This is a genomic window from Sulfitobacter sp. 1A12779 (assembly GCF_043557315.1).
Lineage (GTDB): Bacteria > Pseudomonadota > Alphaproteobacteria > Rhodobacterales > Rhodobacteraceae > Sulfitobacter > Sulfitobacter faviae.
Window position 1 is genome coordinate 21,078 of record NZ_JBIFFU010000003.1, and the last position, 12,264, is coordinate 33,341.

The 12,264-nt window shown below is 64.4% G+C and carries 14 protein-coding genes; 5 read left to right on the top strand and 9 right to left on the bottom strand.

What is annotated here, in order from left to right:
* Positions 1-55: 55 nt before the first annotated feature.
* The 3 genes from ACGYLQ_RS05240 to ACGYLQ_RS05250 all read right to left on the bottom strand — a co-directional run bounded on the left by ACGYLQ_RS05240 (position 56) and on the right by ACGYLQ_RS05250 (position 1,567).
* Complete coding sequence (locus ACGYLQ_RS05240; protein ID WP_322327896.1) at positions 56-493, bottom strand: RDD family protein; 438 nt, start codon at positions 491-493, stop codon at positions 56-58.
* Between the two features lie 59 nt (positions 494-552).
* The gene (locus tag ACGYLQ_RS05245; RefSeq protein ID WP_209218085.1) at positions 553-960 is read right to left on the bottom strand and encodes a DUF2852 domain-containing protein; all 408 of its coding nucleotides are present in this window, start codon (positions 958-960) and stop codon (positions 553-555) included.
* Positions 961-1,084: 124 nt separating this feature from the next.
* Positions 1,085-1,567, bottom strand: coding sequence for a YbaK/EbsC family protein (locus ACGYLQ_RS05250; RefSeq protein WP_394440917.1), 483 nt, complete (start codon positions 1,565-1,567; stop codon positions 1,085-1,087).
* A gap of 115 nt (positions 1,568-1,682) precedes the next feature.
* Here ACGYLQ_RS05250 and ACGYLQ_RS05255 point away from each other — a divergent pair, with 115 nt between their 5' ends.
* From ACGYLQ_RS05255 to ACGYLQ_RS05270, 4 genes are all read left to right on the top strand, one after another.
* The gene (locus ACGYLQ_RS05255; protein WP_394440919.1) at positions 1,683-4,484 is read left to right on the top strand and encodes a glutamine-synthetase adenylyltransferase; all 2,802 of its coding nucleotides are present in this window, start codon (positions 1,683-1,685) and stop codon (positions 4,482-4,484) included.
* Complete coding sequence (locus tag ACGYLQ_RS05260; RefSeq protein ID WP_067268671.1) at positions 4,481-4,744, top strand: hypothetical protein; 264 nt, start codon at positions 4,481-4,483, stop codon at positions 4,742-4,744. The genes ACGYLQ_RS05255 and ACGYLQ_RS05260 overlap by 4 nt, the downstream gene beginning before the upstream one ends.
* A gap of 62 nt (positions 4,745-4,806) precedes the next feature.
* Positions 4,807-6,033, top strand: a complete 1,227-nt coding sequence (locus ACGYLQ_RS05265; protein WP_394440921.1) for an RSP_2647 family RNA methyltransferase — start codon at positions 4,807-4,809, stop codon at positions 6,031-6,033.
* On the top strand, positions 6,033-6,584 hold the full coding sequence (locus tag ACGYLQ_RS05270) for an RSP_2648 family PIN domain-containing protein (protein ID WP_394440923.1): 552 nt from the start codon (positions 6,033-6,035) through the stop codon (positions 6,582-6,584). The genes ACGYLQ_RS05265 and ACGYLQ_RS05270 overlap by 1 nt, the downstream gene beginning before the upstream one ends.
* 1 nt (position 6,585) lies before the next feature.
* On the opposite strand, the gene ACGYLQ_RS05275 is transcribed toward ACGYLQ_RS05270, so the two are convergent.
* From ACGYLQ_RS05275 to ACGYLQ_RS05300, 6 genes are all read right to left on the bottom strand, one after another.
* Positions 6,586-7,269: a M48 family metalloprotease gene (locus ACGYLQ_RS05275; protein ID WP_271693509.1), complete on the bottom strand. Its 684-nt coding sequence runs from the start codon at positions 7,267-7,269 to the stop codon at positions 6,586-6,588.
* A 72-nt stretch (positions 7,270-7,341) separates the two neighbouring features.
* A complete protein-coding gene (locus tag ACGYLQ_RS05280) occupies positions 7,342-7,773 on the bottom strand; it encodes an OsmC family protein (protein WP_394407430.1) in 432 nt (143 codons plus the stop codon).
* A gap of 71 nt (positions 7,774-7,844) precedes the next feature.
* On the bottom strand, positions 7,845-9,032 hold the full coding sequence (locus ACGYLQ_RS05285) for a VWA domain-containing protein (RefSeq protein ID WP_394440925.1): 1,188 nt from the start codon (positions 9,030-9,032) through the stop codon (positions 7,845-7,847).
* Positions 9,032-9,202, bottom strand: coding sequence for an apolipoprotein acyltransferase (locus ACGYLQ_RS05290; RefSeq protein ID WP_394440927.1), 171 nt, complete (start codon positions 9,200-9,202; stop codon positions 9,032-9,034). The genes ACGYLQ_RS05285 and ACGYLQ_RS05290 overlap by 1 nt, the downstream gene beginning before the upstream one ends.
* Before the next feature lie 27 nt (positions 9,203-9,229).
* Positions 9,230-10,600, bottom strand: a complete 1,371-nt coding sequence (locus tag ACGYLQ_RS05295) for a DUF2927 domain-containing protein (protein WP_394440929.1) — start codon at positions 10,598-10,600, stop codon at positions 9,230-9,232.
* Positions 10,601-10,823: 223 nt separating this feature from the next.
* Positions 10,824-11,663 carry a MoxR family ATPase gene (locus ACGYLQ_RS05300; protein ID WP_271693512.1) on the bottom strand — a complete coding sequence of 280 codons (840 nt, stop codon included), beginning with the start codon at positions 11,661-11,663 and terminating at the stop codon, positions 10,824-10,826.
* A 169-nt stretch (positions 11,664-11,832) separates the two neighbouring features.
* Between ACGYLQ_RS05300 and dksA the strand changes: the two genes are divergently transcribed.
* Complete coding sequence (gene dksA, locus ACGYLQ_RS05305; RefSeq protein ID WP_067262021.1) at positions 11,833-12,255, top strand: RNA polymerase-binding protein DksA; 423 nt, start codon at positions 11,833-11,835, stop codon at positions 12,253-12,255.
* The last annotated feature ends 9 nt before the right edge of the window (positions 12,256-12,264 follow it).

Consider the following 12,264-nt stretch of genomic DNA (forward strand, 5'->3'; position numbering starts at 1 on the left):
CGGGGGATGCTATCAACCACCCCCCGCTCCGCCAAGGGCAAATTTGCGTGATGCCCTAGCGGCTGAGCCGCCGGTTCACCGGCACGGTGCCAAGCGCCATGTCCGTAAGGCTTTGACGGCGGGCCGTGGTGCAGATGAGAACGGCCGAGACGACCTGAATGATGGTGACCGTCATCGACAGCGAATAGCCGATGGTATGCAAAAGCGCGGTCATGAAATCAAAGGGCCGGTCGCGGTGGTCGCGCAGCTCCATCGCCATCAGGCGCATCCCCCATGTGGCCGAGCCGCCGGTCAGCGTGGCCACCCGGTAGGCAAAGCCCACCACCAGCGTCAGGAAGGGGAAAAAGAACAGCCCCGTAAAGGCCGTGAACGGCAGGATCAGCACGCAAAAGAGCAAGACAAGGGTCACATCGATGACCCAAGCCAGCAGCCGTTTGCCAGCGATGCCGTCATAGAATTGCGGGTGTAGATCGGGATCTGGGGTCTGGGTCATGTCTTATCCTGCGAAAGGCCCCCCGGCGCGCGGGCCGGGAGGCGGGGGTCAGGGTGCGATTAGGCGTTTGTGGCCGTCTCGTCCCGCTTGGCACGCTCGTCCATGAATTGGTCGAACTCGGCCTTGTCCTTGGCCTCGCGCAGACGCTCAAGGAAGGCTTCGAAGTTGTGCTGCTCTTCCTCCAAACGGCGCAGCGTGTCGGCCTTATAGGCGTCAAAGGCGCGGTTGCCGGTGCTGCGCGACATCATCGCGCGGCTGGATTTGCGACTGCAGGATTTCGAAGAGAACATGCGTTTGCTCCAAGTCATATAGGCAAGAAGGGCGAGGCCGAGGGGCCAGAAGAAGATGAAGCCGAGCACCATGGCGGCGATCCATGCGCCTTTGCCGCGTGCGTCCATCCAGGCTTCTGTCCGGGCCAGCCAGCTGGGGCGGGGGGAGTAGGTCGGGTCGGTGGTCACTGTCGTCATTGTTGAGCCTTTCGGTCGTGACGGGCCTGTCGCCGGCCCGGGCGTTTCGGATAATGTGAATGTCTTTCACATTGAATAGATCGGAACGCCGAACCCGTTTCGCAAGGGGTTATGTGAATGTTTTTTACATTATTTGGAAATTGACAGTGAAATCAGCGACTTGCGCACCGGAAAGCTGCGCCATCTTCTGGGGTTCAAGACAGAAAACGTGATGCGGCGTGCCCGCAGCGGCCCAGACCAGCGGGAATTGCAGCAGCTTGCGGTCAAACCAAGCGCGCGGCGGTGTGATATGCCCCAAAGGCGCGACACCGCCGATGGCAAAGCCGGTCTGCGCCCGGATCAGCGCGGCATCGGCCTTGCCCAAAGGCTCCCCGGCAAGCGCCGCGGCCTGTTCCAGATCGACCTGCTGCGCGCCCGCGGTGATGAAGAGCAGCGCCGCCCCGCTGTCTTCGCCGCGCAGAACGATCGATTTCGCGATCTGGTCGACCGCGCAATCAAGCGCCGTGGCCGCATCCACCGCCGTCCGCGCCAAAGCCGTCTCGCGGATTTCCGGCGTCACCCCTGCGGCCTCCAGCGTGGCGCGGACCCGTTTCAAACTCTTGCTCATTCTCTGCCCCTTGTCGCGTCGCGCCCCCTCGGGGCGCGCGCCAAAGTCGTAGCAAGCCCGTGCCCTGCCGCAACCCCCATTGACGCCGCTTGGATCAGCCCGCAAAGCTGGCCCCATGACAGACCCATCTCTCGCCGCCCGGATCACCCGCTCCCCCCGTGTCTATCACCGCGAACGCGCGCAGGATGCGGCGGCCCTGCTGCCCGATCTCGCGCCGGAGTTGCGCGAAATGATCTCGGCTGCGGCCTCGACCGCGCCCTATCTGATGGCGCTTTTGGAGAAAGAGGCGGGCTGGCTGAGCGCGGCGGTGGCAAACCCCGAAGGCGCTCTGGCCGAGAATTGCGCGGCAGCGGCGGAACTGGCCCCCGACCGGCTTGCCGATGGGCTGCGGCAGGGCAAACGGCGTATGGCGCTGCTGACCGCGCTGGCCGATCTGGGCGGGGCATGGTCGCTGGAAGAGGTGACCGGGGCGCTGACCGAATACGCCGATGCCGCCTGCGGCGCGGCCCTGCGGGCGGGGCTGGCGGCACAGATCAAACGCGGCAAGCTGCCGGGCATGACGATGGACGATCTTTCCGATTGCGCCGGCATGGTCGTCTTTGCCATGGGCAAGATGGGCGCGGGGGAGCTGAACTATTCCTCCGACATCGACCTGATCTGCCTTTTCGACGAAAGCCGTTTCGCGCCCGATGATTTCCACGCCGCCCGCAGCTCCTTCGTCAAAGCCACGCGCGCCATGTCTGCCACGCTGAGCGAGAATACGGCCCAAGGCTATGTCTTCCGCACGGATCTGCGCCTGCGCCCCGACCCGGCGGTCACCCCCGTCTGCATCGCGATGGAGGCGGCGGAACGCTACTACGAAAGCCTTGGCCGCACATGGGAGCGCGCGGCCTATATCAAGGCCCGTCCGGCAGTGGGCGACATCGCGGCAGGCGAGGCGTTTTTGCAATCCCTGCGCCCTTTCGTCTGGCGCCGCCACTTGGATTTCGCCGCGATCCAAGACGCCCATGACATGCGGCTAGCGATCCGTGAGCATAAGGGCTTGGGCGGCCCGATCACCCTGCCGGGGCATGACATGAAACTGGGCCGGGGCGGCATCCGCGAGATCGAGTTTTTCACCCAGACCCGGCAGCTCATCGCCGGAGGCCGCGATGCGGACCTGCGGCCCCGCGGGACGCTTGCAGGGTTGCAGGTGCTGGTCGACAAAGGTTGGGTGCCCGAGGAGGTGGCCGAGACGCTTGGCAACCACTACCGCGCGCATCGCACGGTCGAACACCGGTTGCAGATGGTGCAAGACGCCCAGACCCACACGCTGCCCCGAAACGACGCCGATTTTGACCGGCTGGCCGCCATGATGGATATGGATGTCAAAGACTTACAGGCCGATCTTCATGAGCGTCTGCAAGCCGTACACGACCTGATCGAGAGCTTTTTCGCCGCCACGAGGGAAGAGCCCGAAGCCGCCCGCCCGGCGCATCAATTCGACACGTCGGTGCTGGACCGCTGGCCCAGCTATCCCGCGCTGCGCTCGGAACGAGGGGCGGATATTTTCGGGCGGTTGAAGCCACTGCTGCTCGACCGTCTGGCGCAATCGGCCAAGCCGGATGAGGGGCTCTTGGCTTTTGACGGTTTTCTCGCGGGGTTGCCTGCCGGGGTGCAGCTATTCTCGCTTTTGCGGGCCAATCCGCAACTGGGCGATCTCTTGGTGGATATCGTCGCCACATCGCCCGCGCTTGCCACGCATCTGTCGCGCAACTCCGGCGTTTTCGACGCGGTGATCGGCGGGGATTTCTTCTCGGACTGGCCGGGCCAGACCAAACTGACCGAGATGCTGGCGCAGCATCTGGCGGGGGAGGCGGACTATGAGTTGCGCCTTGACGGCACCCGCCGTTGGGCGCGCGAATGGCATTTTCGGATCGGCGTGCATCTGCTGCGCGGGCTGATCGACGCGGCCACCGCCGGGCGGCAGTATGCCGAGCTTGCCCAAGCCGTCTTGCAGGCGCTCTGGCCCGTGGTCGTCGATCAATTCGCCACCCGCCATGGCCCGCCGCCGGGGCGCGGGGCGGTGATCCTTGGCATGGGCTCGCTCGGGGCCGGGCGGCTGACGCCGACTTCGGACCTCGATATGCTGGTGATTTATGATGCCGATGGGGTGGAGAGTTCCGATGGCCCCAAACCCCTCGCCACGCGCAGCTATTACGCGCGGCTGACCCAAGCGATGATTACCGCGATGACCGCGCCGATGGCCCAAGGCAAGCTCTACGACATCGATATGCGCCTGCGCCCTTCGGGCAATCAGGGGCCGGTGGCGACCAGCCTTGCCAGTTTCGAGAGCTATCAGAAAGAGCAAGCATGGGTGTGGGAGCATCTGGCCCTCACCCGTGCCCGGGTGATCGCGGGGGCAGAGGATCTGGGCCGCGATGTTGACGCGCTGTGCAAAGACATCCTCAGCCGTGCCGCCCCGCGTGACAAGGTGCTGGGGGAGGTGGCCGATATGCGCCGCCGCATCGCCGCCGCCCGCAGCCCCGCAGGCGCGCTCGACGCCAAGACCGGTGCGGGCCGGTTGCAGGATATCGAACTCTTCGCGCAGGCGGGGGCGCTCATCGGCGGCACTGGCGCGCGTGAGATCGACGCGGGCCTTGCCGCCGCGCGCGACGAAGGGATGATCGACACCGAAGGGGAGGCGACCCTCTCTGCCGCCTATACCGATGCTTGGACCCTGAACTGCGCCGCGCGGCTGCTCTCGGCCAATCCGATTGAGGTGGGGGCGATGGGGCAGGCGGGGGCGAGCTTCCTCTGCCGGGTGCTGGAATGTGACGACCTCTCTGCCTTGGAAAGTAAAATGCAGACCGACTACAACAGCGCCGCGCAGATCATCAACGCGGCGCTGCCAGTGCCGGGTCGGGAGGGCGCATGAGCGATCCCGATGACCCCAAGGGCCTGATCCGCGAATCCTACCGCATGGAGGGGATCGGCCCCGCCGAGTGCCGCAGCATCTTCCTTGATTGGGCTTTGAGCTTGCCCGAAGGGCAGGACAGCGCCGCCGCCATCACCCGATTGCTGGAACGGCACCGCGCCGCCGCCGATCACCCGATGACCCAAGTGCTGCGCGAGGGGCAAACGACGCTGACCACCCCGCGCCGCCGGGGCGGCTGGCGGGGCAGGGCGCGCAACTGACCGCCGATGGGCGCTTGCGAAACCTCTTTCCCCAGCCGCGCGAACGCAGTACGAGGGGCGCTATGACAACGCCCCAAACCCCCTCCGCTTCGCAGCCTGCCACACGTCCCGTGGTGCGCCTGTTGCCCAAGGCCAACGCCCGCGCCATCCGCCACGGCTTTCCTTGGGTCTATGCCAATGAACTGGTCACCGACCGCCGCACGCGCGGGCTCGCCCCCGGCACGCTGGCGCTGTTGGAGGATGCCGAGCGCAAGCCCATGGGGCTGGTCGCGGTCAATCCGAATTCCAAGATCATCGCCCGGATGATCGACCAAGACGCCGAGGCGCAGATCGATCCGGTCTGGTTCGAAGCCCGCCTCAATCGCGCCCTTCAACTGCGCAGCCAGCTTTACGATCAACCCTATTACCGCCTGATCCATGCCGAGGCCGATGGCCTGCCGGGTGTCATCATCGACCGTTTCGGCGATACCTGCGTGATCCAACCCAATGCTGCTTGGGCCGATGCTCTGATTGAACCGCTCGTCGCCGCGCTGCGATCGGTGACGGGTGTGCGCAATGTGCTGAAAAACGCTTCTGGCCGGACCCGCAAGCTCGAAGGGCTCGACGATGCCTCGGCCACGCTGGCGGGCGAAGCGCCCGAAGGGCCGCTGCCGGTGCCGATGAATGGCGCGACCTATATGGCCGACCTCACCGGCGGGCAGAAAACCGGCCTGTTCTATGACCAACGCCCGAACCACGCCTTTGCCGCCAATCTCGCGCGGAATGGCGCGCGGGTGCTTGATGTCTTCTCTCATGTCGGCGGCTTCTCCCTCGCAGCACTTGCGGGCGGCGCATCCTCGGCGCTGGCGGTGGACGGTTCCGCCCCCGCGCTGGAACTGGCCGAGGCCGGGGCCACGGCGATGGGCATGCAGGACCGTTTCGCCACCCGCCAAGGCGATGCTTTCGACGTGCTCACCGCCCTGCGGGACGAGGGCGAGACTTTCGACGTGGTGATCTGCGACCCGCCCGCCTTTGCCCCCTCGCGCCAAGCGGTCGACGCAGGGCTTCGTGCCTATGAACGCGTTGCGCGGCTCTCGGCGCAGCTGGTGGCAGAGAATGGCATTCTGGGGCTCTGCTCCTGCTCCCATGCCGCTGATCTGAACCAATTCCGCACCGCCTCCGTCCGCGGTATCGGTCGGGCCGGACGCCGCGCCATGCTGCTGCACACCGGTTTCGCCGGGGCGGACCACCCGCAATTGCCGCAGCTTGCGGAAAGCGGCTACCTCAAATCGCTGTTCTTCCGCCTGTGATGGAAACGCGCCCCCGCGTGCTGATCGACGCTTGCGTGCTGTACCCCACGGTGATGCGCGAAATGGTGCTCGGCGTGGCCGCAGGGGGCGCGTTCGAGCCGATTTGGTCGGCGCGTATCTTGGAGGAATGGGCCCGCGCGGCGGTCAAGCTTGGCCCCGCGGGCGAAGCGCAGGCACGGGCCGAGATTGCGCTGTTGCGCGGCAAATGGCCGGGTGCCGAGCGTGAGGCTTCCCCCGGATTGCAAGCCCGGCTGTGGCTGCCGGATGCCAATGACATCCATGTGCTGGCCGTCGCCGTGGCCAGCAGTGCCGATATGATCCTGACGCTGAACGCGAAGGACTTTCCGCGCCAAATCCTCGCCGAAGAGGGGCTGAGCCGCGCCGATCCTGATAGCTACCTGCACGGCATCTGGCAGGCGACGCCGGAGATGGTCACCCCCGTGGCCGAAGCCGTTCTGCAAGAGGCGCGGCGGCTTTCAGGGGAGCCGTGGGAGATGCGGGCGCTGATGAAAAAGGCGCGGCTGCCCCGGCTGGCAAAGGCTCTGGGCTAGGTCAGCCGTCCCACCGCAACTGCATCTGGCGCAGCTTGTCGATCCGCTCTTCCGTCTTTGGATGGCTCAGCAACCACGCAGGCGGACGGTTGCCGCCGGATTGGCTCAGCGCGTCGAGCTTTTCAAACAGGGAGATTTGCGGGCCAATGCCGATCCCGGCCTTGGTGAGCAGGGCGGCGGCATAGGCGTCGGCCTCATATTCATCGTTACGCGACAGCCGCGCGGCAAGCAGGCTGGTCAGCCCGCTGGCGATCCAGACGCCGATGCCGGGAATAAGCCGCCCCAGCACCATCGCAAGGGCAGTGCGCAGGGCGTTCTGGCCCGAGAAATCAATCATCCGGCGGCGCGAATGGCCAAGGGCGACATGGCCCAACTCATGGGCGATAACGCTTGCCAATTCCTCAGCCGTTACAGCACCTTGGCGGAACTTGTTATAAAAGCCGCGGGTGATGAAAATCCGCCCATCGGGGGCGGCCAGCCCGTTGACGGGTTCGATCTCATAAAGATGCACCTTTATGCGCGGCAGGTCGAGCGCGCGGGCCATGCGGTTGCTGATCTCATTCAACTTCGGATCGACCAGCGGTGTCGATTTCGCATCCAACTCCCGCGCCGTGCGCCAAGCCGAAAAACGGTACATCGCCAGCGCATAGAGGATGGCGAGAAGGATGGGGATAACGCGGATCATGCGCCCAATATGGGGAGCGGGGGGACCGGGGGCAAGCGGCCATGGCCTGCGCCCCGGTGGTATTCTTTGCGATCAGACGAGTTTCGCGTCCATCGTGATCTCTGCCGTCAGCAGCTTAGAGATCGGGCAGTTCTCCTTGGCGGTTTTGGCCGCCTTGTCAAAGTCCTCTTGGCTCGCGCCGGGGATGCTGGCCTCAACCGTCAGATGCACCTTGGGCACATGAAAGCCGCCGTCTTTCTCTTCCAGATGGACCTCTGCCTTGGTCTCGATACTGTCGGGCGTCAGGTCGCTTTGACCAAGGATCATCGACAGGGCCATGGAAAAGCAGGAGGCATGGGCCGCACCGATCAACTCTTCGGGGTTGGTGCCTTGCTTGCCTTCGAAACGGGTGTTGAAACCATAGGGCTGGTCGGACAGCACGCCGCTTTCGGTCGAGACATGGCCATTGCCCTCTTTAAGCGAGCCTTCCCATTTCGCGCTGCCGGATTTGATGATCGGGGACATTCTATTTCCTTCCACATTGCTTGCCTTCGTCCCCTGAGGTGGCGCGGCGCGGCGGGCTGTCAAGGAAGGGGTTAGCGCGTCATACTCTTGATGCCCCGGCTCAACCCTTCGAGCGTCATGGGCACCATGGCCTCGGGGCCGAAAATCTCTTGGATCATCGCGATGGATTGGGTGTAGCCCCACTGCCGTTCGGGGACGGGGTTGATCCACAGGTGGTTTGGCCATTGGTCGCGTGCGCGGGCCAGCCAAGTCGCCCCGGCCTCGGCGTTCCAGTGCTCATTCGCGCCGCCCGGATAGGCGATCTCATAGGGTGACATGCTGGCGTCGCCCACGAAAATGCATTTGTAGTCAGACCCATAGCTGCGCAGCACCTCATGGGTGGGGATCTGCGCATCCCAGCGGCGGCGGTTGTCGCGCCACACGCCTTCGTAGAGGCAGTTGTGGAAGTAGAAATGTTCGAGATGTTTAAATTCGCCCTTCGCGGCGCTGAAGAGTTCCTCGACCACCTTTACATGCGGATCCATCGAACCGCCGATGTCGAGAAACAGCAGCACTTTCACCGCGTTACGCCGCTCGGGGCGGGTCTTGACGTCGAGATAGCCATGTTCCGCCGTGGCGCGGATCGTGCCGTTCAGGTCAAACTCCTCTGCCGCGCCATCGCGCGCCCAACGGCGCAGGCGTTTCAGCGCCAGTTTGATGTTGCGTGTGCCGATCTCGACATTGTCGTCGAGGTTGCGGAACTCGCGTTTGTCCCAGACCTTGACCGCGCGTTGGTGGCGGCTTTCCTTCTGACCGATCCGCACGCCCTCGGGATTGTAGCCATAGGCGCCGAAGGGCGACGTGCCCGCCGTGCCGACCCATTTGGAGCCGCCCTGATGCCGGCCCTTCTGCTCCTCCAGCCGCTTTTTCAGCGTCTCCATCAGCTTGTCGAAACCGCCCATGGCTTCGATCTCGGCCTTTTCCTCAGGCGTGAGGTGCTTTTCGGCCATCTTGCGCAGCCAGTCTTCGGGCAGGTCCACGGCATCGAGCACATCGTCGAGGCTGATCTTCTCCAACCCTTTGAAGGCGGCGGCGAAGGCGCGGTCGAACTTGTCGATGTTGCGCTCGTCTTTGACCATCGACACGCGGGCGAGGTAGTAAAACGCCTCCACGTCATAGGTCGCAAGCCCCGCTTTCATGCCTTCCAGAAAGGCCAGAAACTCCCGCAGGGAGACCGGGACATTGTGGCGGCGCAGCTGATCGAAGAAGGGCAGAAACATCAGACGCTCAATGCGCGGTCCAGCAGAACCGTGGCGATCATGCCGACGATGAGAAAGGCCATGCCATAGCCCGCGGCATATTGCGCGATGTCCTTGTGGTTGCCGCCGCGTTTGCGCGCGGTCAGCCCGCCGATAATCGCGCCGATCAATGCCAATCCGAGTGCTATCATAACCTATTGCCCGTTTGTTTCGCGGGCCTATCCATTGCGCGGGTTCAGGCTTGCGATCTCGCGCAGCTTGGCCCGCACGGCCCAGTCAGGGCCAAAGCCGTATCGCGCCCAGCCGATGCTGTCCAGCCTGACGCGGCGCGCCTCAATGCCGCGGCCTTCGATCTCAAGCGCTTCGGCTCTGAGCAGCATGAGCGTGGCCAGAAGGGCGGCGTTTTCGCTGGCTTCGGCCACGGGCAGATGCGGCGCGATCAAGGCCAGCGCGCCTGCGCCGTCGCCGATGGTCACCGCATAGCCTGCCCGCTGGGTGGCGACATAGGCGCGGTGCAGCGTGGTGCCGGGGGTGCGGGCATAGAGGGCGTCGGCGGTTTGGTAATGCGCCTGTGCGGCGGCGGGTTCGGTCATCTGGATGACCCGGCCCATGGCGTAATGCGAAAAGGCGTGGCGGTTGTCCTGCCAGCCCTGCGTCTCGGCGATGCGCAGCGCGTCACGGGCGGCCTTCAGCCGGGCGTTACGGCTCACGTCGCGGCCAAGGGCGGTTTGGATTGCGCGGCTCCAGACCTGCGGCGTGGCGCGGGCGGGGCGGGGGGCGACGGTGCCGCCTGCGGGGTTCACCCGGGCCAGAATGCCCGGCAGACGGGCGGCCACCTCATCGCGGTTCATGCCCGAGCGCAGCGCGGGGTCATAATAGATGCGCAGCACCAGCATGTCGAAACCGGTCAGCACCGTATGCACATTGTCGTCGTTAAAGACCGAATCCGGCAGCCGGTAGAGATCGTTCAGCGGCCCAAGCGCTTGGGCCAGTTCCTCATGCAGGCAGTCGCGGCTTTCTTGCGGGCTCACGTCATTGGGCAGGAAGATCGCCAGCCTGCGCCGCTCGGTCAGGCGGGTCCAATCGGTGGCGGGCGAGCGGCGTGCGCGGCGGTATTCCTCAAGCGTGCTGACGTTTGGCACCACGAAACAGGCCGCTTGCGGCAAGAGCCGCCGGATTTGGGCGCGCTGCACCGCTTGAATGGTGATGCTGGCTTCTCCGCCCGTGACCTCCCGCAGTTCGATCCCGGCCTCGCGGCGCAGGCGGGCCAGCAGACGCGCAAGGTCCGGCCCCAGCGTGGCGGGCGGCTGGCCCAGCACGCGCAGGGTGATCGGCCCCTCGAAACGGGTCAGAACGGGCAGGGCGCGGCCACTTTCCATCCGGAAGGACAGGTCGAGGAAATCCTCTGCCAGCGCGGCATTCGACACATGCGGCTGAGCGGGGCGGGCTTGGGTGAACTGCTTCATCGGGGGCAGGGTGCTGTCGGCGATGACCGCGCGGGTTGCCACCTCGGAATGCGAGGCGGGCACGCAGGCGTTCAGCAGCAGCATCAGCGGCAGGATCAGCCGCGCCTTCACGCTGCGTCTCATGCGCCGGGGCCTCATACGCGGGGGCCTCTCTGCTTCCCCGCGTGGGCTGATCTATCCCAATACGCGCGTGGCGCGGTTGCTGATTGTCCTTGCATCTGCCTGCCCCATCGGTCGTTTCAACCCGGGTCTTTGCGCCCGTGATTGACCTCAGCCTAGGCAGGCGAAAAATCAAAAGCGAGGAAAATACCCGCTTTTGACGTAAAGTCGCATTTGTGTTGCCGCCCTACCGCTGGCGACGCGCCATGAAGGCCAGCCGCTCGAACAAATGCACGTCCTGCTCGTTCTTCAACAGCGCGCCATGCAGCTTGGGCAGGGCGTTGGGGCCGTCCTTGGCCAGATCTTCGGCGTCCATATCCTCGGCCAGCAGCAGTTTCAGCCAGTCCAGCACTTCGGAGGTCGAGGGTTTCTTTTTCAGCCCCTGCTGTTCGCGGATCTCGTAGAACTGCGTCAGCGCGGTGGTCAGAAGCTGTTGCTTGATGCCCGGGTGATGCACTTCGACGATCTGTTTCAGCGTCTCCATGTCGGGGAATTGGATGTAGTGGAAGAAACAGCGGCGCAGGAAGGCGTCGGGCAGTTCCTTTTCGTTGTTCGAGGTGATGATGACGATGGGGCGCTGGCGCGCGCGGATCGTCTCACCCGTCTCGTAGACGAAGAACTCCATCTTATCGAGTTCCTGCAACAGGTCGTTGGGGAACTCGATGTCGGCCTTGTCGATCTCGTCAATCAAGAGCACGACCTTCTCATCCGCTTCGAAAGCCTGCCAGAGCTTGCCCTTGCGGATGTAGTTCTTGACGTCATGCACGCGCTCGTCACCCAACTGGCTGTCGCGCAGACGGTTCACGGCGTCATACTCGTACAGGCCCTGCTGCGCGCGGGTGGTCGATTTGATGTTCCATTCGATCATCCGCAGGCCCAACGCGTCGCTCACCTGCCGCGCAAGCTCGGTCTTGCCGGTGCCCGGCTCACCCTTCACCAGCAAAGGCCGCTCCAGCGTCACCGCCGCATTGACGGCAATTTTCAGGTCCTCGGTGGCGACGTAGTCTTTGGTGCCTTGAAATTTCATCTTGTTTTCAACCTCGTGTGACGGGCGCTTGATCCTTGGCCTTTAACCAAAAATCAAAGGGATTGTGTAGTGACAATTGTTACCCGCTCAGATAGACGCTGCGGCAGGGGACGATGTCGGGAGACAGGCCTTTTTAATGTCTGAATTGAAAAACGCCGGGGAAAAACAAATGAAGCAGGAAATCTTCCTGCCGGACGACTATCGTCCGGCCGAGGACGAGCCATTCATGAATGACCGTCAGCTTGAGTACTTTCGGCGCAAGCTGATCAACTGGAAAGCGGAACTGTTGGCAGGCAGCCGCGACACCATCGAAACACTGCAAGACGGCACCCGGAACATCCCGGACGTGACCGACCGCGCCTCGGAAGAGACCGACCGCGCCTTGGAGCTGCGCACCCGGGATCGGGCGCGTAAACTGGTCGGCAAGATCGACGCGGCGCTGCGGCGGATCGACGAGGGAGAGTTCGGTTACTGCATGGTCACCGGCGATCCGATCTCGCTCAAACGGCTGGACGCGCGGCCCATCGCCACCATGACCCTTGAGGCGCAAGAGCGTCACGAGCGGCGCGAGAAAGTCCACCGCGACGACTGACATCACCTG